Source organism: Streptomyces sp. NPDC008001 (genome assembly GCF_042958085.1).
Lineage (GTDB): Bacteria > Actinomycetota > Actinomycetes > Streptomycetales > Streptomycetaceae > Streptomyces.
In genome coordinates this window covers 364,210-389,191 of record NZ_JBIBIZ010000003.1, presented here as the reverse complement: position 1 = coordinate 389,191, position 24,982 = coordinate 364,210, and the positions used below count along the sequence as shown (strand labels likewise).

The following is a 24,982-nucleotide window of genomic DNA, read 5'->3' as shown; positions in this document are numbered from 1 at the left end:
TGATCATTGGCATTACCATCAAACTGGTTGCCTAAGTCAACTGCTGGCATCGTCTTGCCGCATCAGGAGGAAACACGCATGACCCCCACGGCGCAGCAGTTCCGCACATACGTGGAGCGGAACCTCGACATCCTGGGAGCCGATCCCACCAGGACGGCCGTCGTCCACCACGAGCGTCGCGTCACCGCCGGTGAACTGCGCGACCTCGTCCACCGGATGGCGCACGCGCTGCGCGCCCGGGGCGTCGGACCCGGGCAGGTCGTCACCCTGCTCAGCGGCAACCTCCCGGAGACGATCGCCGCCCGCTACGCCGCCAACCTGATCGGCTGCGCGGTCAACCACCTGTACAACAAGCTCTCGGCCGACGTGCAGGCCATCATCATGCGCGACGTCGAGACGCGCGCACTGATAGCCGACCCCGCCTACGCGGCGCGCGCGGCCGAACTCGCGGAGCTCACCGGCGTCCAGGACGTCCTCCTGCTCGGCCCGGGCACCGCGGGCCCGGACCTGCTGGAGCTGGCCGCCGCACAGCCGGCCGAGCCGCTCACGGGTCTCGCCCGGCCCGAGGACATCTGCATGATCCGCCACACCGGCGGCACCACCGGTCACCCCAAGGCCATCTGCACCGCCTTCGAGCGGCTGCCGGGCTTCCAGGACGACGTCGACGAGATCCTGGAGCCGCAGGGCGAGTCCGGGGACGGAATGCGCCAGCTGGTGTGCACGACGCTCGCCCACGCCGCCGGGCTGCTGGCCGACGTCACCCTCCGCTCGGACGGCGGCACCGTCGTCCTGCTCGACGACTTCGACGCGGCGGAGGTGCTCGCGGCGATCGAGCGCGAGCGCATCACCCACATGTTCCTGCTGCCGCCCCTGCTGTACCAGCTGATGGACCACCCCGACGTGGACCGCACCGACACCTCCAGCCTCCGCAACGTCACCTACGGCGGCTGCCAGTCCTCGCCGGCCCGGCTCGCCTCGGCCGTACGCCGCTTCGGGTCCGTCCTGACGCAGTTCTACGGCCAGAACGAGGCGGGCGGCATCAGCGTGCTCAGCCCGGAGGACCACGACCCGGCCAACCCGGAGCGGCTGCGCACGGCGGGCAAGGCCATGAACGGCGTGGAGATCGCGATTCGCGACGAGTCCGGCCGCGACCTGCCCACGGGCGAGCACGGCGAGGTGTGCGTGCGCTCGGAGCACATCATGACCGGGTACTGGAAGCAGCCCGAGCTGACCGCCGAGGTCCTGCGCGACGGCTGGCTGCACACCGGCGACATCGGCTTCCTGGACGACGAGGGCTACCTGACCATCGTCGACCGGCTGAAGGACATGATCGTCGTGGTCGGCGGCCACGTGTACACCACGGAGCTCGAGGACCTGCTCAACACCCATCCGGAGGTGCTGCAGAGCGCCGTCTTCGGCGTCCCGGACGCCAACCGCATGGAGCACGTGTACGCGGCCGTCGTGCGGGCCCCCGGCAGCGAGCTCGACGGGAAGGAGCTCCGCGAGTTCGTCCGCGAGCGGCGCGGCGCCATGTACGAGCCCGCCCACGTCTCGTTCGTCGACGCGCTGCCGCTGACGGACGCGGGCAAGCCGGACAAGAAGCTGCTGCGGCGCGAGGCGGAGGCCGCGACCGGTCGCTGACCGGCGGGCGGACGAGCGGGGGGCCGGCCGGCGACGGCCGGCCCCTCGCAGCTACGGCGCGGGGTCCAGCGCGGGCGCGTCGGCGGCCTCTTCGGCGCGCAGCTGGGCCGCCACCGCATCCGTCCGGGCCCGCAGCGCGAGCACCCGGTCGGCGGTGCGCGTCCCGGTCTGCGGGGCCTCCGCGGGGAGGACGGGCACGCCGTTGGCCTGCGCCGTGAGGACGAGGCTGTGCATGACCTCGTCCTGCTGGGCCAGCAGGGCCGTGGTGAACATGTTGGCCCGCAGCGTCTTCTTGATGCCGAAGGCGCCCCGGTAGGTGATCTCGCAGGCGACGTCGACGGTCTCCAGGCGCCGCTCGGCCGCCTGCTCCAGCGCCGCGAGCATGACGGACGCGAGGCCTTCGACCACCTTCGTGACGAGCCACTTGCGCCCGGGGACCATGGGCAGCAGGTCTCTGATCCGGTCGATCTCGGTGTCGAGCGCCTCCGTGGACATGGCGCTGAACGCGTCGTGCAGCCGCAGGTGGACGACCTTGTCCCACGGAACGTCCTCGCCGTCGAAGCCGACCGACGCGGGCCCGAAGCGCAGCGCGCCGATGCCGTCCAGGGTGCGCAGGGCCTTCGCGGTGACGGCGGGCACGCGGGGGTGGCTGCAGACGAGGGCGCCGAGCGAGAACTCCCACTCCTCGGGAGCCGGTGCCGCGGGCGCGGGCAGGGAGCGGAGGACGGAGAGCACCCAGCCGCCGGTGGCGCTGGTGCCGGCGCGCCCGGCGTCGGCGCCGCGCTGGACGGCCTGTGCGACGTCCTTGCCGAAGACGGTGGCCGCCGTGCTCACCGTGTCCCCCAGGTTCTTGACCCGGTGGAGTATGCCCATGTTCTGACCCTGCCTCACCTGCGACGTTCTTTACGGCGGCGACACTCTACCCAGTGGCCGGGAGGGCGCCCGTGCACACGTGCACCAGGGGTCTCGACTAGCCTGAGGGCACGATGAACCGTTTCATGACGCCGTGGGGCGAGCTGGTCCTGACCCGTTTCCCCGAGGACCCCCGCGACCAGCTCCGTGCCTGGGACGCCTCCGACGAGTACCTGCTCCAGCACGTGGCGGGCAGCGCGGAGAGCGCCGGCGGCCCCGCGGACCTGTCCGGCACCGTGGCCGTGCTGGGCGACCGGTGGGGCGCGCTGACCACCGCACTCGCCCGGCAGGGCGCCCGCCCCGTCCAGATCACCGACTCCTTCCTGGCCCGGCAGGCCACCCTGCGCAACCTGGAGCGCAACGGCATCGACGCCGGAGCGGTGGAGCTCCTGTCGACCAGGGACACCCCGCCGGACCGCATCGACGTCCTGCTGATCCGCGTGCCCAAGAGCCTCGCCCTCCTGGAGGACCAGCTGCACCGGCTCGCGCCGCGGCTGCACGCGGGGAGCGTCGTCGTCGGCGCGGGCAAGGTGACCGAGATCCACACCTCGACGCTCAAGCTGTTCGAGCGGATCGCCGGCCCCACCCGGACCTCGCTGGCCGTGAAGAAGGCCCGGCTCATCTTCTGCTCGCCGGACCCGGCCATCCCGCAGGCCGGGAGCCCGTGGCCGCACCGCTACGCGCTCCCCCTGGGCATCGGCCCGGCCTCGGGGCTCATGGTCACCAACCACGCCGGCATCTTCTGCGCCGAGCGCCTCGACATCGGCACCCGGTTCTTCCTGCGCAACCTGCCGCAGCGGCGCGGCCCGGAGCGGATCGTGGACCTCGGCTGCGGCAACGGCATCGTCGGAACGGCCGCGGCGCTGGCCAACCCGCAGGCCGAGGTGCTGTTCGCCGACGAGTCCTACCAGGCGGTGGCGTCCGCGGAGGCCACGTTCCGGGAGAACGCGGGTGCGCGGGCGCGGGCGGAGTTCCGGGTGGGCGACGGTCTGGCGGGCGTGCCCGCCGAGTCGGTGGACCTGGTGCTGAACAACCCGCCCTTCCACTCGCACCAGTCGACGACCGACGCGACGGCCTGGCGCATGTTCACCGGGGCGCGGGCCGCGCTGCGCCGCGGCGGGGAGCTCTGGGTCATCGGCAACCGGCACCTGGGCTACCACGTGAAGCTGCGCCGGCTCTTCGGCAACTGCGAGACCGTGGCGAGCGACGCGAAGTTCGTCGTCCTCAAGGCCGTCAAAAACTGAACGACCGGGAGCTGGGCAACACCACCGGCAGGCAGTGATCCAGATCACTGCCTGCCGGTGGTTTAAGCCTTCTGGGGGCCGGTGCGCCCATGGCATGATCATGCCGTTACCGGCGGGTAGCCGTCCGGTTCACCCGCCCATGCCGTGTGATGCGGGCCGGGGTGTCGTCTCCTCCGGCCCGCCCCCACCTCACGCTCCCGAGGACCGAATTTGCGCAAGTCCGCACGCTTCATCGCTTTACCCGCCGCTGTCACCGCCGCCTCCCTGCTCGCCGCCGGCTGCTCCGCGGCCTCCGGGCCCTCCGGCAGCGACTCCGGCGCCGGCACGGAGAAGGCCGCGGCGGCCCGGCCGCCCGCCGCCGAACCCCAGCTCGCCGTCCGGGCCGCGCCCGAGGGCGCGGGCGCCCCGAGCGCCGTGGCCCGTCCGTCGGGCTCCGGCAGGACGGCGGAGAAGTCCGCGCTGAAGGTCGCCTCGTTCGACCGGAGCAGCGGACGCGCCGTCATCTCCGGTGCGGCGAAGCCCCCGAAGGGCCTGACCCCCGGCCGCACCCCCGCGCCGTCCGGCTCGGCCGGGGCCGGGAGCAGCGCCGCTCCCGGCAAGAACGACCAGGTGGCCGTCGGCGACATCATCGCCAGCGCGCCCGCCCCCGGTGCCCCCGACGGTGTCCTGGCCAAGGTCACCAAGGTGCTCGGCAAGACCGAGAAGGGCACCGAGGTCAACACGGCGCCGGCCACGCTGGGCGCCCTGCTGGGCGACTCGCAGGCCAAGGGCGCCGTCCCGGTCGACCCGTCCACGGTCGAGGTCGAACCGCTCGTCAAGGGCGTCAAGGCCTCGTGGGCGAAGACCGGTGACGTGCACTTCGGGCCCAAGGGCGCGAAGGTGCCGCTGGGCAACCTGCGGATCGACGTCGGCACGTCCATCGCCACGGCCAAGGACGCCCCGGTGTCCGCGGCCGCGTCGGCCTCGGGCTACGTCCAGCTGGCCCCGGAGGTCGACTTCGCCTACGACGGCGGCGGTTCGGGCTTCGGAGCGCCCGCGAGCGCCTCGGTCTCGCTGGCGGGCGACTGGTCCTCCCAGTGGGAGCTCAAGGGCCAGGCGGCCGCCTCGACGGACGGCAAGCCGCTGCGCCTGCCGTTCGCCAAGCTGCACGCCTCGCCGGTCATCCAGGTCGGCCCGGTGCCGGTCGTGGTGAACCTCGGCCTCACCTGCTACCTGCAGGTGGACGCCGACGGGCACGTCAACGTCGACGTCAAGGAAGAGCTCAAGGGCGGCTTCCGCGTCGGCGGCGCGTACAACCGCGGCAAGGGCTGGTCGCCGGTCAGCACCTCCGACTTCACGGCCACGTCGCCGCAGGCGTCCGTGACCGCGGCCGGCAAGGTGAAGGCCGCGCTCGGCGCCGAGGCGTCCGTCGGTCTGTACGGTGCGGTCGGCGTGAAGGCCGACGTCTCCCCGTACCTGCGGGCCGAGGCGGAGGGCAGCGCCACCGCTTCCGCCGACGGCAAGGCCTCCGCCTCCGGCAAGTGGGGCGCCTACGGCGGGCTGGACCTCGCGGGAGCCCTCCAGCTCCAGCTGCAGATCTTCGGCACGCCGGTCTTCGAGAAGCCGATCCCGCTGGGTTCGCTCCACAAGGAGTGGAAGCTCGCGGGCGGCGAGGGAACCGTCTCGACGGCGGGCGCCCGCCGCAAGTAGGTCCCGTACGCGGTGAGAGCACCGGTGCGCGCTTCCGCAGCGCGCACCGGTGCTCTTTCGCGTTCCCCGGCCCGCGCACGCCGGGGGCTCGCACCGCTGCCGGTGCGTGCGCCGGCCGCCTGCGCGCCGGGGGGTGCGTGCCGTGGCGCGGCGGACCGCGCGCGCTGCTGGGAGGGGGGTACGCACCGCCGGTTCGCGCGTTGTGCTGGGTAAGGAGGAGCAGGGTGTCACGGCCGGCACGGACGTGGCTGCAGGGAAAGGCCTGTGCGCCGGGGGCGCGGGCCGGCTCCGTATCGTCACCTCCGCCGGCGCACCGCCGAACGGCCGTCGAGGCTCTGGGAATGGAAGGAAGGCACGTTGATCCGTCTGGCGCGGGGCGCTACGGGTTTTCGGGGGCCGCACGAGGCCCCTCTGCCGCGGACCGAGGCGGCGCTGTTCCGGGCCGCGTGCTTCACCGCGGCCATGGAGGCCCGGGGGCGGGCCGGCGAGATGGTGCCGAGCGAGTGGCAGACGTTCCGCTCGGCGACGCTCAGCGACGGGTACGGCCGCGTCTTCACGGCTCTGGGCCACGCCCATCTGCCGGTGGTCGCCTTCACCACGGACGCGGTCCGCGCGGGCGAGCCGGTGCCCGGGTTCGCGGACCCGCCGCTGTGGGCGCAGGTCTTCGAGACGGCGGGGCTGCGGGTGATGGGGGTCAAGGAGCTGATGACGCCCTTGGAGGAGGTCGACGTCTCGGAGCTGTCGCCGGCCGAGCTCACGGAGATCCGCTACTGGAAGCCCTCGTGCCTGGGTGACGTCCTGTTCAACTGGTGGGACTGACTCCGCTGGTGGGGGCGGCCCCGGGCCCGGTGGGCTGCCTGCGGGCGGCGCGGTGTACGGTCGGGTGTCGTCCTGGGGGCGACGGCCCGGCCGGAGCGTGAGAAGAGCAGAGGTGGCGTCACGATGTCTCCCCGCCGGAGTGCCTCCTCCGGCGCGCCGACCTTCACCGAGCAGGCGCGCCGGCAGCAGATCATCGAGAGCACGATCGACCTGATCTCCACCCGGGGTTACCCGGCGGCGTCGCTGTCGGCGATCGCGGAGGAGGCGGGCATCTCCAAGGCCGCCGTCCTCTACCACTTCTCCTCCAAGGACAACCTGACGCGCGCGACGCTGGCGCAGGTGCTGGAGCGGTTCTCCGCGTACGTCGCCGAGCGCGTCGGGCGCGAGACGGACCCGGTGGACGCGCTCGTCGCCTACGTCCGGGCGATGGTGGGCTACCAGCAGGCCAACCGGCGCCATGTGCGGGTGATCACCGAGATGCTCCTGGACGACGAGGGCGGCACGCGGCTGAAGACGCCGGGCCGGCACGAGACCGGCGGCCGCCTGCAGGGCCTGGTGGACCTGCTGGCGGCGGGGCAGGCGGCGGGCCGGCTGCGCGCGTTCGACACGCGGGTCATGGCGCTCGCGGTCGGCGGTGCGATCGACGGGGTGGTCTCCCACTGGCTCGCCGACCCGGAGATGGACCTCGGTGCGGCGGCCGACGAGCTGGTGGCGTTCACGCTGAACGCGGTGCGGGCCCGGGACTGAGACCGTCCGCCCCGGGCCCGGCTCCTAGGCCCTCGCGAAGGCGGGCGCGTGCTCGGGCCGTATCCCGATGCCGCCGAGGAACGCGGTGGCGGTGCGCAGGGGACGCGCCCGGCGCAGCAGCCGCATCGGCAGGGGCAGGGTGCCGGGGCTGAGGGTGCCGTCGAGGGCGCTGCGGATCAGCCGGTGCTCGGCGTGCTGCGACTGCTGCACGAGGGCGGTGGGGAGCCGGCGGCGCTGCTGCACGCGTGCGAGGTCGTGGCCGCACACCGTGCCCTCGCGCAGCGGCCGGGCGAGGATGCGAGCGGCCGCGACGGCGTCCTGGACCGCGAGGTTGACGCCGGTCCCGCCGACGGGCGACATGGTGTGCGCCGCGTCGCCGATGCAGAGCACGCCGTTTCCGTACCAGCGCGGGAGCCGTCCCATGCTCACGTCGAGCAGTTTGACGTCGTCCCAGGAGCCGATCGCGTCGGTCACCCCGGCGTCCCAGCCGAAGAGGCCGCCGAGCCGGTCGCGGAACCACTGGATGTCGTGGGAGCGCAGTTCGGCGTCCCGGCCCTTAGGGATCAGGTAGGAGGTCTGGAAGTACGTTCCGCGGTCCATGGTGACGGCCGCCTGGCCGCCGCCGAAGCGGGCGAAGACGCGGCCGTCCTTGTCGCCGCCGCGGGGCGCGTCCACGCGGACCTGCCACACGTCCATGGGGACGTCGAACTCGTCGGGGACCAGCCCGGCCTCCCTGCGGACGACGGAGCGGCGGCCGTCGCAGCCGACGGTCAGGTCGGCCGCGATCTCGCCCGGTGTGCCGTCCTCGGCGGTGTAGTGCACGCCGGTCACCCGGCCGCCTTCCCTGCGCAGGCCGGTGACTTCGGTGCACATGCGCAGGGTGAAGGAGGGTTCGGCCGCAGCGGCGCTCGCGAGCAGGTCGAGGAAGTCCCACTGGGGGACCATGGCGATGTACTTGTGGCGGCCGGGGATGCGGCGGAAGTCGGCGGCGACGACGGTGGTGCCGGCGATCTCCATCCGCATCTCCTCCAGCTTGGGGAAGGGGATCTCCGCGAACCGCTCGCCGAGGCCGAGCTCGTCCAGCAGGCCCAGGGTGGAGGGGTGGACGGTGTCCCCGCGGAAGTCGCGCAGGAAGTCGCGGTGCTTCTCCAGGACGGTCACGGGGATCCCCGCCCTGGCCAGCAGCAGTCCCAGCATCATGCCTGCGGGGCCTCCGCCCACCACACAGCATGTCGTGCGTTCCATGCGTCCTGCCTCTCGTCGAGCATGACTCTGACCGATCGGTCAGCAATCTAACCGATCGGTCAGTCATCTCGTCGGCGGGGCCGGAGTTTTCGTCAGAGACAGTGCGCACCCGCCCCGTTCACGCCGTCAGCGCCGCACCTTCCTCCGCGTCGGCGCCCGCCGCGGCGGCGGCCGCCAGCTCTTCCATGGACAGGCCCAGCACGGTGGCCAGGGCCGCGATCGTGAAGAACGCGGGCGTCGGCGCACGGCCGGTCTCGATCTTGCGGAGCGTCTCCGCGGACAGCCCGGAAGCGGCGGCGATCTCCACCATGCTCCGCTCGCCGCGGGCCTCGCGGAGCAGGGCGCCGAGCATCTCGCCGCGCTGCCGCTCCCAGGGGGTCAAAGGGGTTCTCACCATGACCCCGATACTAGACCGTGATACAAATACCGGTATAAGAATTGGTGACGAGCGGGGGAGGTCCCGGAACCATGGTGGAGATCAAGACGAACGGCGAGCTGGAGGCCATGCGCGCGGCGGGCCGGGTCGTGGGCCGTGCGCTGGCCGCCGTCCGCCGGGCGGCGAAGCCGGGCGTCCGGCTGCGCGAGCTGGACGAGGCGGCCCGCTCGGTGCTGAGCGAGGCGGGGGCCGGCTCCCCCTTCCTGGGCTACCGGCCCTCCTTCGCCCCCACCCCCTTCCCGGCGGTGATCTGCGCCTCGGTCAACGACGCCGTCGTGCACGGCATCCCGGACGGCTACGCCCTGCGCGACGGCGACCTGGTCAGCATCGACTGCGGCGCCAAGCTCGACGGGTGGACGGGCGACGCCGCCGTGAGCTTCACCGTCGGCACGCCCCGCCCCGCCGACACCGCCCTGATAGCCGCCACCCAGCAGGCCCTTGACCGCGCCATCGCCGCGGCCGTCCCCGGCAACCGCATCGGGGACATCTCCCACGCCGTCGCCACCGTCGCCCGCGCCGGGGGCTACGGCATGCCCGAGGAGTACGGCGGCCACGGCATCGGCAGGGAGATGCACGAGGACCCGCACGTCCCCAACCGGGGCCGCCCCCGCCGGGGCCTGCCGCTGCGGCACGGCCTGGTCCTCGCCCTCGAGCCCATGTTCATGGCCGGCGGCCGCAACGACCTGCGCACCGACCCCGACGGGTGGACGCTGCGCACCACCGACGGCAGCCGCGCCGCGCACATCGAGCACACGGTCGCCGTCACGGACGACGGCCCGCGGGTGCTGACGCTGCCGTAGGGCTGTGCGCCGCCGCCCCTGCGCCGGACAGGGGCCCGTTCAGGCGGAGAACTGACGCATCAGCCGCACTCCCTGAGTGGCCGTCACATGGGGCAGGTACGCCTTGCCGATGGCGCGGGTGATGGCCGGCAGGGCGGCCGGGTCGGGGTAGGCCATGTACATCGGCCGGTACTGCGGCTGGAACTTCGCTTTGAACGCCAGCAGCGACCGGAAGCCGTAGACCGGTTCGAGGACCTTGCCCCCGTAGTCGAGGATCCGCTGCAGCGCCGCCGGCGGCTCCTCCGTGGCCTTGCGGGCGAGCGGGGCGCCCGAGAGGCTGAGGAAGCGGGCGCCCTCCTCCTGGAAGCCGAGCGCGGCCGAGGCGATGAGGAACTCCATCGAGCTGCGGAACCCGGCGGCCCGGCGGCGCATGAAGTCCAGCGTCCAGCCGACCGGCCGGCCCGCTTCGTACACCGGCATCCAGCTGGTGATGCCGTGCACGGTGCGGTCGCCGTCCACGGCGATGAGGCAGCGCACGGCCGGGTCGGCGAGCTCGTCCAGGCCGCCGAGGGTGAAGCCCATCTCCGGCAGCCCCTTGTCGGCGACCCACTCCTCGGAGATGGAACGGACCTGGTCGGTGAGGGCGACGGGGGCCTCCGGATAGGACCACCATTCCGCGGTGATGCCCTCCTTCTTGGCCTTGTTGAGGGCGGTGCGGACGTCCTGCCACTTCTTTCCCGTGAAGGCGAGGCCGGGCAGGGGGACGACGGTGTCCTCGGCGACCTGCACCGAGCGCCAGCCCAGCGCCTCCGCCGCGGCGCGGGTCTCCTCCCCCACGCTGTAGAAGCACGGCGTCCAGCCGCGCTCGTCGCAGTGGCGTGCGAATCCGCCGACGGCGGCCGCCCGCGCGTCCGGCGCGCCGAACGGCTCGCCGGTGGTCAGGGCCACGGTGGCGACCACCCGGTAGGCCACGGCGGAGCGGCCCGCCGCGTCGAACCAGTAGTAGTTGCCGTCCCAGGTCGTGAGGAACGACAGCGTGGAGCCGCCGTGTTCCACGAGGAGCGCGCGGGCGCGCACGGCGGCGTCGGCGTCGGTGTGCAGCCGCGGGCGGCGGAAGGTGACGAGCAGCGCGACCAGGGTGACGAGCCAGAAGGCGAGCCCGCAGTAGTGGAAGAGGGCCTGGGCCGTACCGCCGACGGGAACCGGCCAGTCGGTGAAGGTGGCGAGCAGGGTGGGCGGCAGGAACTCCGACGCCAGCCCGGAGAAGAGCACGGACGGCGTGGCCGGGGGGTCGTACTGGCCGCGCACGGCGTAGCCGATGCCGGTGTAGGCGGCGCAGGCCAGGACGAGGGCGCCGCCGGTGACGGCCGCGAGGCCGCGCGTCGCCGAGCGCGGCAGCCGCAGGTCGAAGCGGGCGCGGGTGACGAGGAGGAGAGCCACGATGAGGACGGGCAGCAGCATCTGTTCCGCGAAGGCCTGGGCGTACGTCGAGCGCTCGGCCGGTTCGGCCCATCCGGCGGGGTGGCCGAGGAAGTCGTGCAGCCACCAGGAGAACAGGGCGATCCAGGCGAGGTGGACCAGGACCGCCAGGGTCCAGGCGAGGCGCAGGCCGCGGCGCAGCCCTTCCGCGAGGACGAGCATGAGGGCGGGGACGAGGACGGCCATGACGGCGGCGGGCGAGGCGTAGAAGTTCCGCAGGGCGTGCACGAAGTGGCAGTCCTCGGCGGACGTGGCGCACGCTTCGGCGACCTCCTGCCCGGTGGGCCGGACGGAGACGTAGAGCTGGAAGGAGTCGAGGGGGCCGTAGGCGTCCCGGTAGAGGATCGCGACCATGGGGCCGATGGCGGCGGCGGCCACGACGAGCGCGACGAGGACGCGGGCCTCGGTGTGGGAGGAGTGCCGCAGCCGGAGGGGCCAGGTCCGGTGGTACAGGACCGCTCCGATGACGAGGCCGGCGACGGCGCCGCCGAACCGCAGGACGCCCTGGAGGTGGCCGACGTAGAGGGCCATGACGAGGGCGAAGGCAACGATGGCGAGGCGGGTGCGGCGCCGCCACAGGGCGGTGAGCCGGTAGCTGACGACGCCCCCGGCAGCGAGGGCGCCGACGGTCGGGGAGACGCTCAGGTCGCCGGCGAGCTCCTCCAGCCACCACTCCCCCGCCATGTTGCCGAGCTGGACGATGCCGAGGCCCAGGAGGGTGCCGAGGATCTGGCCGCCCGCGAGGACGGCGGCGGTGCGGGCGACGCCGAGACGCCGCTCGGTGGGGGTGACGAGGAGCAGCACGATGGCGGTGGCGCCGATGTAGCCGCCGGTGCCGGGGCACCACAGCAGTGAGCTCGCGGGCGTCCACCAGCGGCCTTCGGCGAGCGCGGGGACGCCGGCGCCGATGTGCTCCATGAGGTGCGGGTCCGGGCCGCTGCCGAGGCTGCCGGTGACCGCTCCGGTGATCCAGAGCACCGCGAGGAAGCCGAGGGTGAAGGGGGCGTGCCGGACGGGGACGAGCAGCCGGTCGAGGGTGACGCGCCAGGGGTGGGTGCTGTCGCCGGGGGTGGGCGCGGGGGGCGGTGCGGTGGTTCCGCTCATGGGATCAGTCCCGTCGCGCGGGAGATCCAGGGCAGTTGCCGCTCCAGGCCGGGCCGCCAGACCTGCCAGCTGTGGCCGCCGGGCAGCAGGACCCATTCGGCCTGCATCCCGGCCCGGACGGCCGCCTCGTACACCTTTCGCTGCTGGGGCCGGTAGGTGCTGTCGCTGCTGCCTGCGACGAAGGCGGCCTTGGTGCCGGGGAAACGCTGCCGTGCCATGACGTCGAGGGGGTTGACGGCGGTGAAGGCCGCGGTGTCGCCGCCGAAGGCCTTGTCCACGGTCTTCTGCCGGCTGCCGAGCGTGGGCGCCTCCTGGCCCGAGACGTCGTTGACGACGCCGTAGACCTGCGGGGCGTTGACGCCGAGCTGGATCGAGCAGGTGCCGCCGAAGGAGATGCCGGAGATCGCCCAGGAGGTGCGGGCGGGGGCGACCTGGAGGTGGGAGCGGATCCAGTCGGGGACGTCGGCGGCGAGGTAGGTCCGGACGTTGCCCAGCCGGGAGTCGAGGCAGAGGGTGTTGGCGAACTGGGAGCCGAGCGGGTCCACGACGACGACCACGGGTGCGAGGCCGCGGTGTTCGCGCGCGAAGGCGTCCATCATGCCCACGAGCCGCCCGGAGTTGATCCAGTCGCCGGGCGATCCCGGCTGGCCGGCCATGAGGACGACGACCGGCAGGAGGGGCCGCGGGCTGGCCCGGTAGGCGGGCGGCAGGTAGACGTACGCGCTGCGGGCGTGGAAGCCGGAGCGGGTGCCGGGGACGGCCGACGTGGAGAGGGTGCCGTGCGCGGGCAGGCCGGCGGGCGGGCGCCAGACGTCGGCGACGGACTTGCCGGCGGGGACGCGCAGGGCGGGTTCGGTGCGCCCGGTGGCCTCGGTAATGCTCGTGGTCTTCGTGAGCCAGGAGTTGAGGGCGCTGCGGGCGGTGGGGTACTGGTCGAAGTGCCGGTTGATCTCGGAGGCGCCGAGCAGGACGACGAGGAGGCCGGCGAGGAGGGCCCCGGCCCAGTACCGCGGGCGGAGCAGCGGGATGCGGAAGGCGGCGAGGCACACGCCGAGGACGGCGACCCCGGCCCAGATCACCACGCCGAGCGGCAGGGGGTCGGGGAAGGGCTGCCACCAGTCGTCGACGGCGGTGCGCAGGAGCCAGGTCAGGACGGCGGCGAGCAGGACGGCGGCGGGAGCCCACCGGGTCCACCAGGTGCGGCGGCGGGAGAAGAGCAGCACCGCCAGGGCGCACAGGCCCGCGGCGAGCAGGGCGAGCGGAATCCATCCGCTCACCAGGGACCAGTCCAGCGGGCCTGCCGCCACGCGCATCCGACACACCTCCCTGAAAATGCTACATATCTTGATAAATGCAGCAACTCAGGGAATGAGTGGTATCAACGTGTGCACGGGGAATGCGCGCTGCGGGACGCCGTCCGCAGAGAAGCGCGTTCCGGGCCCTTGCCAGTGGCGGGGCCCGGTGGGAGATTCTCCGGTGGTCCTGTCCGGCCGTTCAGCCGAATGCGTTCTCCCCCATAGGAGATGCCTCGTGCCCACAGCACCGACATCGACAGGGAGCGGCAGATCGAGCGCACATGATCTGCGCCAGGCCCCCGACGGATTCCGGAAAGTCCTGAAGGCGCTGCGCGCCCGGCCGCCCGTGCGGAGCGCGCGGCTACCCGCGGAGCCGCCGTGGCGGAGCCGGTTCGTCGCCTCCGGCACGGACGTGCCGCGGACGTCCCTGCAGGAGTTCGGGTACCGCACGGGCGAACTCCGCCGCCACGAGGGACGGGTCGACGACACGGCGATCGCCGGACCGTGGCGCGTCCTGACGGACGAGGGGCTGGAGTGCCTCACCGCGGTGTGCGGGCAGCTCGAAGGGGCGGCGCAGGACGCCGGGTTCACCGCGACGCGGCGGCTGCGCGCCGCCGATCTGCTCTCGCCGTTCATCGGCAACATGATCCGCGACCGCGGTTTCCTGCTCGCCTGCTCGCGGCTGGTCGGCATTCCGCTGATCCCCCATCCGCTCCGGCTGCCGACGGCCCAGGTCAATTACGGCGACGGGCGGGGACGGCAAGGGGGTGTCCACTGGCACCGCGACGGCATGGACTACGTCTTCACCATTCAGCTCAGCGGCTACGAGGACTACGACGGCGGCCGCTTCACCTACTTCCGGGGACGTACGGACGAATTCCCGGGGCCGGTGTCCGGGGATTCCCGGTTCCGCACGGCGGACTGCGGCGAGCGCGGTGCGACGCTGTTCCTCCACGGCAGCCGTATCTTCCATGCGGTCACGCCGGTGACGAAGGGCCGGCGGGTGACCCTGGTGATCTCGCTGTTCTGCCCGTATTTCGCACGGCAGGATTCGAATACGTTCTGGCATCTCGCCGCCGACGACGGCATTGCGGCCACCGTGCCCGGCTGGCTGCGCCTGAAGTGGCCCGTGCGGAATCCCGCCGTGGACTTCGGCCTGCGTTCCGCGGGCCCGGTCATCACGTGGGGCGACCTGCGCTGACCCACGGCCGGCCCGGCGGCGGGCCGCACCGGTCACGCCGCGGGGCGCGCGCGAGGGAGCACGGAGCGCGAGGGAGCGCACCGCCGGGCTCCGGCGCGCTCCTTCGCGTACGCGTACGGCCGCAATGCCGCGACCGGGGAAGAGCGCCGGGCGGCACTGGAAAAGAGCGGGCCACAGATCACCGGGCCCGGCGGACGCCTTACCCGCCCGGTCCGTAACCGCCGGTGAAGCGCTGGCAATTGATCCATGCCATGCACATGCATATCCGGTGAGGGATCCGGTGGCGGCGTTTTTCGCATGTCCGCTGGTAGGGCCGGAACCGCACCGTCGCCATGGCTCCCGGCACCCGCTTCCCGAACAGGAATCCATACCGTTCATGCGCTAATCCCAGCGGTCCCGATCAAGTAATACGCTCCGAAAAATGTGGCCGGAACGAATATCCCCCGGCCCAACCCGGCCATGATTCGCTGACCGCGTATGCACGCATACTGCCGGACCACGGCGAGGAGAGACTGATGGCCGAAGTCAAGAAAATGATCACGCCGACGCCCACCGCGTCGTCGCGCCCCTGCGGGTTCGTCTCACCCGACAAGGGCAACGCCCCGACGATCACGCCGGTGCCGAAGGCGGAGTCGGTCCGTACGGACGTCTCCGAGACGAAGGAACCGGTCACGCCCGCCTAGCCGTCACGGCGCACCGGTTCCGACGGGCCCGCCGCGAACCACGCCCGCGGCGGGCCCGTTCCGCGGCCGCGCTCCCCCGGCCGGCGTCCCGGCCCCGATCGATCCGCACCATATCCAGGAGGAAGTCCACCGATGTCGGCTCCGGTTTACCAGTCCTCCCGCTACGTCCGTACGATGCGCACCGCCCAGGACCGCGACTTCTCGCGGTTCGGCGGCCGGCTCGACGCCTACGACGGCACCGAGCGCACGGTGGCCTTCCACTCCCTCTTCGGCAACGCCCGCCTGGTGGACCGCGAAACGGTCGAGCTGCTGCGCGAGGCCGCAGGCGGCCTCCCCCTGGACGAGCTGCGCGCCCGGGCGGGCAGCGAGGCCGTCGACAGCCTGATCGAGGCGCAGTACCTGGTGGAGGCCGGCCACGACGAGGCGGCGCAGATCGACGAACTCCTCTCCGCCCGCGGCGAGGCGCTCAGCAGCGGCGTCTTCCACTCCTCCATCCAGCTGGTGCTGACCAACGCGTGCAACTTCTCCTGCCAGGGCTGTTTCGCCTACAACTTCGACGGCGGAGTGGAGGAGCGCAACACCTCCGGGGAGTCCGTCAAGCCGGGCCCGGTCCTCGTCCAGCTGCGCACGGCGCGCGGCGACAGCGGGCCCACGCTCGCCCGCGGCGACTGGAACGAGGGCACCGACGGCGCCCGCAACCCCTCGATGCACATGTCCCCGGAGGTGGCGGAGAAGACGCTGCGCGAGGCGGTGGCGCTGCGCAAGGCCAACGGCGGCGGCGAACTCACCGTCTCCTTCTTCGGCGGCGAGCCCACGCTCGCGCGCAACACGATCCTCCACATCCTGCGCACCTTCGGCCACTTCCACGACGGGGTCTCGCTGTCGTACGACATGACCAGCAACGGCTCGCGCATCGACGCCGAACTGCTGCGCGCGCTGGCCGACTACCGGGTCTCCACCACCGTCTCGATCGACTACCTCGTCCCCGAGACCGGCGAGTTCCGCGGCGGGCAGCAGCAGCGCACGCCGTGGCCCGTGGTGCGCAAGGCCATCCTCGACATGAAGGCCGCGGGCGTGCCCGTCAGCATCACCACGGTCCTCTCGCAGTACACGTGGGACAAGTGGGGCACGCCGCTGATCGACTTCGTCGCCGAGGCCGGGCTCGACTCCCTGGACGTGATCGTCTCCTTCCAGGCGCGCGAGTTCTTCGAGCAGCACAGCCCCCACGACGTGGCGCAGAAGCTGCTGGCCGCCGTCGACTACGGGCGCGAGCGCGGGGTGCAGCTCAGCGGCTACTGGTACCAGACGTTCCAGATGATCGCCGACGAGGCCAAGTGGGCGGCCCAGGCCGACTACAAGACGTGCCCGGCCGTGGGCCGGCAGCTGTCCATCGAGCCCAACGGCAGCGTGTTCGCCTGCAAGGCGACGGCGCGCAAGCTGGGCACCATCGACGACTGGCGGGGCGTGTTCAACTCGGCGGCCTACCGCGACTACGGCATGCGCGCCTACACCAACGGCCCCGGCTGCCAGGGCTGCGAGCTGCAGGGCACCTGCTCGGGCGGCTCGGCGGGCGCACTGGAGGAGGAGAACGGGTCGATCCAGGTGATGTCGCCGGGCTACTGCGCTTACATGCGCGAGGTCGTGCAAGGGCTGCTGGAACGCCACCACGCCCAGGTCGGCGCGGGCGTCTGAAGGGGACCCTCGGATGCCGACGATCGGTCTGAACTTCGGGCACGACGGGGGCGCGGCCCTGGCCCACCCCCCGGGCGTCCACGTCATCGAGGGCGAACGCCAGGTGGGGCTGCGCCACGTGTGCGGCGGGAACGCCCGGTTTGCGGCGTCGGTCGGCGACTGGGTGGGCCGGCTGCACGAGCTGGCGCGTGGCCCGGTCACGGCGGTCGCGGTCGCCGACTGGTACACCCCGGCCTGCCGGATCCTGCCCGCAGGACTGGTGGAGCTCGTCTCCGAGGACATCACGTGGAGCCGGCCGGGCGAGGCGCTGGCGTCGTCCGTCCTGCGCCCCGTGAAGTCCGCGGACTGGCCGCTCGCCGACGGCCCGGCGGGCCCCCTGCCGGTGATCGCCGTGCGCCACCACTACGCGCACGCGGCCCTGGCCTACTACACCTCCGGGGCGGACAAGGCGCTCGTCCTCGCCCTGGACGGGACGGGCAACTACGCCGAGTGCGGCATGGTGTGCCTGGGCGACGGCACGTCGCTGACCCCCGTGCTGTCGTTCAGCAACCGCACCGGCCCGCGCTTCGGGCTGGTCTACGAGGCGCTGGCCCGCCGGGTGCACGGCGGGCAGTTCGACACGGGCAAGCTGCTGGGCCTGGCCGCCACCGGCGCGGTCGACCGGGACCTCCTGCCCGTGCTGCGCACGATGCTGGCCGGGGAGCGCGCCCGGCGCGCGGCCCCCGACCTCCTCGCCCCCCTCGGCGGCGAGGCCCCCGCCGGCAGCGCCGTGCGCTACGAGGGCACCTGGTACCCGTACGACGAGGACGCGGGCGGCTATCTGGACGGGCTGCTGGCCGACGCCACCGACGACGACGTGGTGCACTCCTACGGCGGGGTGTTCCCCGACGAGATCCGCACGCCGCGCGGGCACCGGTTCCTGGTCGGGCACAGCCCGGGCGACCCGGTCTGCCGGAACCTGGCCGCGACGCTGCAGGCGGCCGTCGAGGAGGACCTCACCCACCTCGTCGCCGGGCTCAACGCCCGCTGGCCCGGCCATTCCGTGCTCTGCTACGCCGGGGGCTGCGCCCTGAACATCACGGCGAACACCCTGATCGCGGAGAGCGGGATGTTCACCCGGGTGCACATCCCCACCTGCTGCGACGACTCGGGGATCGCGCTGGGCGCGGCGCTGGCCGTGGCCGCCCCGGAGGACCGGCCGACGGCGGACGGCGAGCGCCCCGGGACCGGGCTCGCCTACGGCGGCCCGCGGCTCACCACGCGCGGCCCGGTCCGCACCGGGCACACCCGGACGACCCTCGCGAGCGAGACCGCCCTCGTCGAGCACGTGGCCGGCCTGCTCGCCGGGCGCAAGTGCGTGGCCTGGCTGGGCGGCGGGATGGAGACCGGGCCGCGGGCGCTCGGGCACCGGTCGCTGCTCGTCTCGCCGCACTGGGCCGGTGCCCGGCGCCACGTGTCGCAGACCATCAAACGACGCGAGTGGTTCCGGCCGGTGGCACCGCTGTGCCCCGCGGAGGTGGCCGGCACCTACTTCACCGGGCCGCTCGACCACACCGACACGATGCTGTTCGCCGTACGGGTCCGCGACGAGCACGCGGAGCTGCTCGCCGAGGTCCGGCACATCGACGGCACGGCGCGGCTGCAGACCCTGCACGCCGGCCGGCATCCGCTGCTGCACCGCGTGTGCCATGCGGTGGGAGCCCGCACCGGCTTGCCGATCCTCATCAACACCAGCGCCAACGGCGGTGGACGGCCCATCCTCAACGACCTCGGGGAGGCCCTGGAGCTGCTGGACACCACGGCTCTGGACGCGGTCGTCCTGGCCGACGAGCGGACCGTCATCACCTGACCGGGAGCCGACCATCACCGCACCTGACCAGGAGCAAGGAGCACCGATCATGGCGAGGACCCAGCTCAGGGACATCCGCAAGAAGCTGCCGCTGCGTGTGCTGTCCCCCGAGGACTGGGAGCACTGGACCACCCGCGGGCACGTGGTCGTCCGGCAGGCCGTGCCCGCGGACAACGTCGAGCGGCTGACGCGGGCGCTGTGGGAGTTCGAGGACATGACGCCCGGCGACCCCGCCACCTGGTACGCGGACCGCACGGACAACCAGCGGCTGCCGGGCCACAGCGGGCTGGTGGAGATCTACAACCACCAGGCCATGTGGGACAACCGGCAGACGCAGCGGGTGTACGACGCGTTCGTCGACATCTGGGACGATCCCGCCCTCTGGGTCGTGATCGACTTCGCCAACGTCAACCCGCCGAACCGCGGCACCCGCGCGTTCGAGGGGTTCGTGCACTGGGACGTCGACACGTCCCGGCGGCCGCTGCCCATCAGCTGCCAGGGGGTGCTCTCCCTCAGCGAGGGCAACGAGGAGATCGGCGGCTTCCAGTGCGTGCCGGGCATCTTCGAGAAGCTGGACGCCTGGCTGGAGGAACAGCCCCCGGACCGCGACCCGATGACGCCCGACATCACCGGCTACGAGATCGAGACGCTCCGCGTCGACCCGGGCGACCTGATCATCTTCAACAGCCTGCTGCCGCACGGGGTGCGCCCGAACCGCTCCGCGGACCGGGTGCGTATGGCACAGTACATCTCCATGGCGCCCGCCCTGGAGGACGACGCCGCGCTCCGGGACAGCCGCGTACGGTTCTGGCGGGACCGCATCCCGCCGCATGAGCACGAGCACCACGGAAGCCCTCGCAAGAAGGAGCGCGAGCTGTACGGGCGCGCCGAGCTCACCCCGCTGGGCGAGCGGCTTCTGGGGCTCACGAGTTGGTCGTGACCGTGCCGGGCGGCGGGGCGGCGGAACGCGGCCGGACGCGGAGTGAGGTCCTTTGACCGAGACCGGGGCACCGGCCCGTACGCCCGTGCTGGGCAGCCGCTTCCGCTGGCTGTGGTCGTCGTCCGTGGCGTCGAACGCCGGCGACGGCGTCACCCGTACCCTGCTCCCCCTGCTGGTGGTCGCGAGCCACCCGCAGCCGCTGGTGGTGGCCGGGCTCACGGCGGTCAACATGCTGCCGTGGCTGCTGTTCGCGCTGCCCGCGGGGGTGCTGGCGGACCGTCACGACCGGCGGCGGATCCTGCTGTTCAGCAACGTCACGCGGGCGGCCGCCCTGCTGGCGGCGGTGGGCGCGTTCGCGGCGGGCACCTCGCTGGCCGTGCTGTACGTCCTCTCGTTCGTCCTCGGGATCGCCGAGACGCTGGCGGAGACGGCGGCGCCGGCGATGCTGCCCGACATCGTGGCGTCCGAGCACCTGGAGCGCGCCAACGGCCGGCTGTTCGCGCCGCAGATCATCCTCAACGAGATGGCGGGCCCGCCGCTGGCCGGTCTCCTGGTCGGGGTGGGGGCGACCCTGGCCCTGGCGACGGGCGGCGCGCTCTACGGGCTGGCCGCGGTGCTGCTGCTGGGGCTGGCCGGCGTGAAGGCGGCCCCGCGCACGGCGCCCCCGCCCGGCACGTCCGCGGCCCGGGCGCTGTGGCAGGACCTGCGCACGGGCGTCACCTTCGTGCTCACGCGGGCGGCGCTCACCCGCACACTGGCCGCCAGCGCGCTCTACGGCCTGGTGTACTCGGCGACGTTCTCGATGCTGGTGCTGCTGGCCTACCGCACCCTGCACCTGCACGCCACCGGCTACGGCCTGCTGCTGACCGCCGGCTCCGTGGGCTCGATCGCCGGGACGTGGCTCGCGCCCCGGCTCGCCCGGCGGCTGCCCACGCTCGTCATGGCGCAGTGGTCGCTGGTCCTGTCGGGCGCGGCCTACGTGGGCCTGGGCCTGGCGGGCCATGTCGTGGCCGCCGGCGCCGCGATCTTCTGCAACGGCCTGTTCATGATGAGCTGGAACATCCCGGTGCTGTCCCTGCGCCAGCGGTTCGCGCCGCCGGAGCTGCAGGGCCGTGTGATGAGCGTGTCGCGCCTGTGCTCGTGGGGAACGATGCCGATCGGGGCGGCCCTCGGCGGCCTGCTCGCCCGCACCACCTCCGTCACCACCGTCTTCGTCTCGTCCGGCGCCGTCCTGATTCTGGGATCGGTCGCCCTGCTCGCACCGCTGCGCCAGGACGTGCTCGCCGGCGAACAGCCGGCGGCCTCCCCGGTGCCGCGGCAGCACACCGACACCGAAAGAGGAGAGCATGACCGCGGAACCGTATGACACCGTGATCGTCGGCGGCGGCCCGGCGGGCCTCAACGCGGCGCTGTACCTGGGCAGGTCGCGCAGGCGCGTCGCGCTCGTCGACTCGGGCGACGCCCGGAACATGGCGGCCGGCGTCATGCACAACATGCTCACCAACGACGGGGTGACCATCGCCGACTTCCGTGCCCGGGCCCGCGCCGAGATCTCCCGCTACGGCGTGGAGTTCGTGGACGACGAGGTGATCTCCGTGGCCCCCGAGGGCGACCGCCTGGTGACGACTGCCAAGGAAGCGGGGGCGTTCATCAGCCGGACGGTGGTGTACGCGGCGGGCGTGCGCTCCAAGCTGCCCGCCGTCCCGGGGATGGCCGCGCTGTGGGGCAAAGGCGTGTTCGAGTGCCCGTACTGCCACGCCTACGAGGTGCGCGACGGCCGCTTCGGCGTGTACGGCGGCGCGGTGCCCGGCGAGTGCCTCGCCGCGACCCTGACCGCGTGGACGTCCTCGCTCACCTACCTGCCGGACCGGCGGGAACTGCCCGAGGAGGAGCGGGGATTCCTGGCCGCCTCCGGGGTGACGACCGTGCCCGGCGAGGTCACGGGCGTGTCGGCGCACCCGGACGGCGTCGCCGTCGAGCTGGCGGACGGGCGCTCGCTCGCGTTCACGGCCCTGTTCCTGCACCTGGACACCGAGCCGCGCGTCGAGCCGCTGCGGCCCTGGCTCCAGGCCGCGGACCTCACGTCGGTGCAGACCGACGAGCGCGGCCGCACCTCGCTCCCCCGCCTGTACGTGGCCGGTGACCTGGGCAAGAACATGCAGCAGGCGGCCATGGCCGCGGCCAGCGGCGGGCTGGCCGCCATGGCCGTCAACGCCGACCTGATCCGCGAGGACCGGCCCGGAGCGCTCTACGACCTGCCGCCCGCAGCCCACTGACCCGCCACCGCCGCCGGCCCGGACACCCGAGGAGAGCCCTGCCCCATGAAGTCCCCGCGCGCCGAACTCGTCCCCCACATGGAGCACTACACCTTCGTCTTGGAGGACCAGCCCTACATCGGGTTCTTCCAGTACGGCAACGAGCGGACCCCGGTGTACTCCACCGACTCCTGCGGCTTCCGCGTCACCCACACGGCCGGCGGGCCGGCGACGGTGGCCGACGGCCGCCCGCCGGGGCCCGTCAGGCTGCTGGCCGGCAGCTCCGCCGTCTTCGGCGTGGGGGCGAGCGGGGACCACGCGACCATCTCCTCACGGCTGGCCGGCCACCACGCGCCCGGCCTGCCGTGGCTCAACTTCGCCGGGCAGAGCCTCAATTCGGCTCAGGAGCTGATGCTGCTGACGCTCTTCCAGCACCTGCTGCCGGAGGTGGCGGAGATCGTCCTGTTCTCCGGCATCAACAACCTCGTGCTCAGCCGGCTGCCGGCGGCGCAGCACGGCCGGCACGGCGCCTTCTTCGAGTGCGGCCCCGCGCCGGACGCCGCCGCCGTGCCCGCCCCGGACGAGCGGATCGCCCACGCCACGGGGCTGACGGTACGTCACCTGAGCGGCTGGAAGCTGCTGGCCAAGGCGCTCGGGGCGCGGCTGACGTTCGTCCTGCAGCCGCTGGCGCCCTGGGTGCGGGAGGAGCCCGCGCCCCAGGAGAAGGCGCTGTTCGACGAGCTGGACGACGTGTCCAACTGGCGCCGGCTGCACAACGACATCGCCTCGATGGAGGTCGGGCGCGCCTACGCGGCCGCCCTGCGCGAGGGCTGCGCGGCGCTGGACGTGCCCTTCGTCGACATGAACGCGGAGCTCGGCGCGGCGGCCGGGCCCGGTGACTGGCTGTTCGTGGACCGGGTGCACTGCGTCGACGCCGGCTACGACGCGGTCGCCCGGGTGCTTGCCGACCGCCTCGGCCGGGGCTGAGCGGAGGGGAAGGAGGAGCCGCATGGCACTGCTCCGCAGGATCCTGGCGCGGTTGCTGCGCCGCAAGCGGGCGCTGAAGCCGCAGCCGGCGGACGACGCGTCCATCTATCCCATGTTCTGATCCGGGGGGGCGCCGCGTGACGCAGCTGGTTCTGGGTTTGTCGGCCTTCTACCACGACAGCGCGGCCGCCCTGGTCGCCGACGGCGTCCCGGTGGCGGCCGCGCAGGAGGAGCGGTTCAGCCGCAGGCGCCATGACCCGTCCTTCCCGCACGGGGCGGTCGGCTACTGCCTGCGGGAGGCGGGCGCGGAGCTCGGCGACGTCTCCGCGGTCGCCTACTACGAGGATCCCGCGCTGAAGTTCCGGCGGGTGCTCGCGACGTACGCCGGGGCCGCTCCGCACGGCCTCGGCTCGTTCCTGGACGGGCTGCCGGCCTGGCTCGGCTGGAAGCGGCACGCCACCCGGGCCGTGCGCGACCACCTCGCCGGGCCGCGGGGACGTGCGGTGCCGGAGGTCGTGGCGCGGCGCCACCACGAGTCGCACGCGGCGTCCGCGTTCTTCGCGAGCCCCTACCCGTCCGCCGCCGTGCTGTGCGTCGACGGCGTCGGCGAGTGGGCGACGACCACGCTGTGGCAGGGCGCGGGCACCCGGCTGCGGCACCTCGCCGAGCTGCGGTTCCCGCACTCGCTGGGGCTGCTGTACTCGGCGTTCACGTACTTCTGCGGCTTCAAGGTCGATTCCGGCGAGTACAAGCTGATGGGGCTGGCGCCGTACGGGAGGCCGCGTTTCGCTCCGCTGATCCGGGAGCGGCTGATCGACGTCAAGGCGGACGGCTCGTTCCGGCTCGACCTGCGCTGGTTCGAGTTCCTGCGGGGCCGGGTGATGACCGGCGCCGGCTTCGAGCAGCTCTTCGGCGGTCCGCGGCGGCAGCCGGAAGGCCCGCTCACCGAGCGGGAGTTCGACCTCGCGGCGTCGGTGCAGCAGGTGACCGAGGAGGTGATGGTCGGGCTGGCCCGGACCGCGCGGCGGCTGACCGGCGAGCCGCGGCTGTGCCTCGCCGGCGGCGTCGCCCTCAACTGCGTCGCCAACGGCCGGCTCCTGGAGGACGCGGGCCTGTCGGAGCTGTGGGTGCAGCCCGCGGCCGGGGACGCGGGGGGCGCGCTGGGGGCGGCGCTCGCCGAGTCCCACGAGCGGGGCGCGCCGCGGCCGCACTCCGCCGCCGGGCACGACGCGATGGCGGGGGCGCTGCTGGGCCCGGAGTACTCGGACGACGAGATCGGCGCGTACCTGGACGCGCACGGCATCCCGTACGAGCGCCTGGGGTTCGAGGGCGTGGCGCGGCGGGTGGCCGGCGCCCTGGCGGGCGGGGCGATCGTGGGCTGGTTCCAGGGCCGGATGGAGTTCGGGCCACGGGCGCTGGGGTCGCGGTCCATCCTCGCCGACCCGCGCGACCCGGGCATGCAGTCGGCGCTCAATCTGCGGACGAAGTTCCGCGAGTCGTTCCGGCCGTTCGCGCCCGCGGTGCTCGCCGAGGACGCGAAGGACTGGTTCGACCTGCGCCAGGAGAGCCCGTACATGCTGATCGTCGGCAAGGTGGCGGCGGCGCAGCGGCTGGCCGCCGAGGTGCCGGACGGGGTGAGCGGGCCGGACCTGCTGCACGTGCCGCGGTCGACGGTCCCCGCGGTGACCCACGTCGACGGCTCGGCACGGGTGCAGACCGTCGACGCGCGCCATCCGCGGCTGCGGCGTCTGCTGCTGGCGTTCAAGGAGCGCACCGGGTGCCCGGTGCTGGTGAACACGTCGTTCAACGTCCGCGGCGAGCCGATCGTGAACACGCCGCGGGAGGCGTACGCGTGCTTCATGCGGACCAACATCGATCTGCTGGCGCTGGGCGGTTTCCTGCTGCGCAAGGAGGAGCAGCCGCCGTGGCACGAGGAGCGGGACTGGCGTGGCGAGATCCCGATGGACTGACTGCCGGGGAAGGAG

General features: G+C 73.2%; 20 protein-coding genes. 15 read left to right on the top strand and 5 right to left on the bottom strand.

Features of this window, described 5'->3' with window-relative positions; genetic code table 11:
- The first annotated feature begins 78 nt into the window (after positions 1-78).
- Positions 79-1,641 carry an AMP-binding protein gene (locus ACFZCD_RS10090; protein ID WP_391829334.1) on the top strand — a complete coding sequence of 521 codons (1,563 nt, stop codon included), beginning with the start codon at positions 79-81 and terminating at the stop codon, positions 1,639-1,641.
- A 51-nt stretch (positions 1,642-1,692) separates the two neighbouring features.
- Here the strand turns inward: ACFZCD_RS10090 and ACFZCD_RS10085 are convergent, their stop codons facing one another.
- On the bottom strand, positions 1,693-2,514 hold the full coding sequence (locus ACFZCD_RS10085; RefSeq protein WP_391829333.1) for a hypothetical protein: 822 nt from the start codon (positions 2,512-2,514) through the stop codon (positions 1,693-1,695).
- 113 nt (positions 2,515-2,627) lie between these two features.
- Here ACFZCD_RS10085 and ACFZCD_RS10080 point away from each other — a divergent pair, with 113 nt between their 5' ends.
- The 4 genes from ACFZCD_RS10080 (at position 2,628) to ACFZCD_RS10065 (ending at position 7,052) form a co-directional block, all read left to right on the top strand.
- Positions 2,628-3,797 carry a methyltransferase gene (locus ACFZCD_RS10080; protein ID WP_391829332.1) on the top strand — a complete coding sequence of 390 codons (1,170 nt, stop codon included), beginning with the start codon at positions 2,628-2,630 and terminating at the stop codon, positions 3,795-3,797.
- 210 nt (positions 3,798-4,007) lie between these two features.
- Positions 4,008-5,486, top strand: coding sequence for a hypothetical protein (locus tag ACFZCD_RS10075; protein WP_391829331.1), 1,479 nt, complete (start codon positions 4,008-4,010; stop codon positions 5,484-5,486).
- Positions 5,487-5,843: 357 nt separating this feature from the next.
- Complete coding sequence (locus ACFZCD_RS10070; protein ID WP_391829330.1) at positions 5,844-6,305, top strand: hypothetical protein; 462 nt, start codon at positions 5,844-5,846, stop codon at positions 6,303-6,305.
- Positions 6,306-6,428: 123 nt separating this feature from the next.
- The gene (locus tag ACFZCD_RS10065) at positions 6,429-7,052 is read left to right on the top strand and encodes a TetR/AcrR family transcriptional regulator (protein ID WP_391829329.1); all 624 of its coding nucleotides are present in this window, start codon (positions 6,429-6,431) and stop codon (positions 7,050-7,052) included.
- A gap of 24 nt (positions 7,053-7,076) precedes the next feature.
- Here ACFZCD_RS10065 and ACFZCD_RS10060 read toward each other — a convergent pair whose 3' ends face one another.
- Complete coding sequence (locus ACFZCD_RS10060; protein ID WP_391829328.1) at positions 7,077-8,297, bottom strand: FAD-dependent oxidoreductase; 1,221 nt, start codon at positions 8,295-8,297, stop codon at positions 7,077-7,079.
- 118 nt (positions 8,298-8,415) lie between these two features.
- Positions 8,416-8,694, bottom strand: coding sequence for a helix-turn-helix domain-containing protein (locus tag ACFZCD_RS10055; protein ID WP_391829327.1), 279 nt, complete (start codon positions 8,692-8,694; stop codon positions 8,416-8,418).
- Between the two features lie 71 nt (positions 8,695-8,765).
- On the opposite strand from ACFZCD_RS10055, the gene map reads away from it, so the two are divergent.
- Positions 8,766-9,533 carry a type I methionyl aminopeptidase gene (gene map / locus ACFZCD_RS10050; protein WP_391829326.1) on the top strand — a complete coding sequence of 256 codons (768 nt, stop codon included), beginning with the start codon at positions 8,766-8,768 and terminating at the stop codon, positions 9,531-9,533.
- A gap of 39 nt (positions 9,534-9,572) precedes the next feature.
- Here the strand turns inward: map and ACFZCD_RS10045 are convergent, their stop codons facing one another.
- Positions 9,573-12,095: a bifunctional lysylphosphatidylglycerol flippase/synthetase MprF gene (locus tag ACFZCD_RS10045; RefSeq protein ID WP_391829325.1), complete on the bottom strand. Its 2,523-nt coding sequence runs from the start codon at positions 12,093-12,095 to the stop codon at positions 9,573-9,575.
- On the bottom strand, positions 12,092-13,408 hold the full coding sequence (locus ACFZCD_RS10040) for an alpha/beta hydrolase (protein ID WP_391829324.1): 1,317 nt from the start codon (positions 13,406-13,408) through the stop codon (positions 12,092-12,094). The genes ACFZCD_RS10045 and ACFZCD_RS10040 overlap by 4 nt, the downstream gene beginning before the upstream one ends.
- Before the next feature lie 217 nt (positions 13,409-13,625).
- Between ACFZCD_RS10040 and ACFZCD_RS10035 the strand changes: the two genes are divergently transcribed.
- The 9 genes from ACFZCD_RS10035 to ACFZCD_RS09995 all read left to right on the top strand — a co-directional run bounded on the left by ACFZCD_RS10035 (position 13,626) and on the right by ACFZCD_RS09995 (position 24,967).
- On the top strand, positions 13,626-14,591 hold the full coding sequence (locus tag ACFZCD_RS10035) for a 2OG-Fe(II) oxygenase (protein WP_391829323.1): 966 nt from the start codon (positions 13,626-13,628) through the stop codon (positions 14,589-14,591).
- A 515-nt stretch (positions 14,592-15,106) separates the two neighbouring features.
- Positions 15,107-15,274: a hypothetical protein gene (locus ACFZCD_RS10030; protein ID WP_391829322.1), complete on the top strand. Its 168-nt coding sequence runs from the start codon at positions 15,107-15,109 to the stop codon at positions 15,272-15,274.
- Between the two features lie 132 nt (positions 15,275-15,406).
- Positions 15,407-16,966 (top strand): radical SAM protein, encoded by a 1,560-nt coding sequence (locus ACFZCD_RS10025; protein ID WP_391829321.1) that lies wholly within the window; start codon positions 15,407-15,409, stop codon positions 16,964-16,966.
- A gap of 13 nt (positions 16,967-16,979) precedes the next feature.
- Entirely contained in the window at positions 16,980-18,815 is a 1,836-nt protein-coding gene (locus ACFZCD_RS10020) for a carbamoyltransferase C-terminal domain-containing protein (RefSeq protein ID WP_391829320.1), read from the top strand.
- 49 nt (positions 18,816-18,864) lie between these two features.
- Entirely contained in the window at positions 18,865-19,755 is an 891-nt protein-coding gene (locus ACFZCD_RS10015) for a phytanoyl-CoA dioxygenase family protein (protein ID WP_391829319.1), read from the top strand.
- A 52-nt stretch (positions 19,756-19,807) separates the two neighbouring features.
- Positions 19,808-21,121, top strand: a complete 1,314-nt coding sequence (locus tag ACFZCD_RS10010; RefSeq protein WP_391829318.1) for an MFS transporter — start codon at positions 19,808-19,810, stop codon at positions 21,119-21,121.
- Positions 21,102-22,031 carry an NAD(P)/FAD-dependent oxidoreductase gene (locus ACFZCD_RS10005; RefSeq protein WP_391829317.1) on the top strand — a complete coding sequence of 310 codons (930 nt, stop codon included), beginning with the start codon at positions 21,102-21,104 and terminating at the stop codon, positions 22,029-22,031. Before ACFZCD_RS10010 ends, ACFZCD_RS10005 begins: the two co-directional genes overlap by 20 nt.
- A gap of 45 nt (positions 22,032-22,076) precedes the next feature.
- Positions 22,077-22,997: an SGNH/GDSL hydrolase family protein gene (locus tag ACFZCD_RS10000; protein WP_391829316.1), complete on the top strand. Its 921-nt coding sequence runs from the start codon at positions 22,077-22,079 to the stop codon at positions 22,995-22,997.
- 137 nt (positions 22,998-23,134) lie between these two features.
- Entirely contained in the window at positions 23,135-24,967 is a 1,833-nt protein-coding gene (locus tag ACFZCD_RS09995; protein ID WP_391829315.1) for a carbamoyltransferase, read from the top strand.
- Positions 24,968-24,982: the final 15 nt, after the last annotated feature.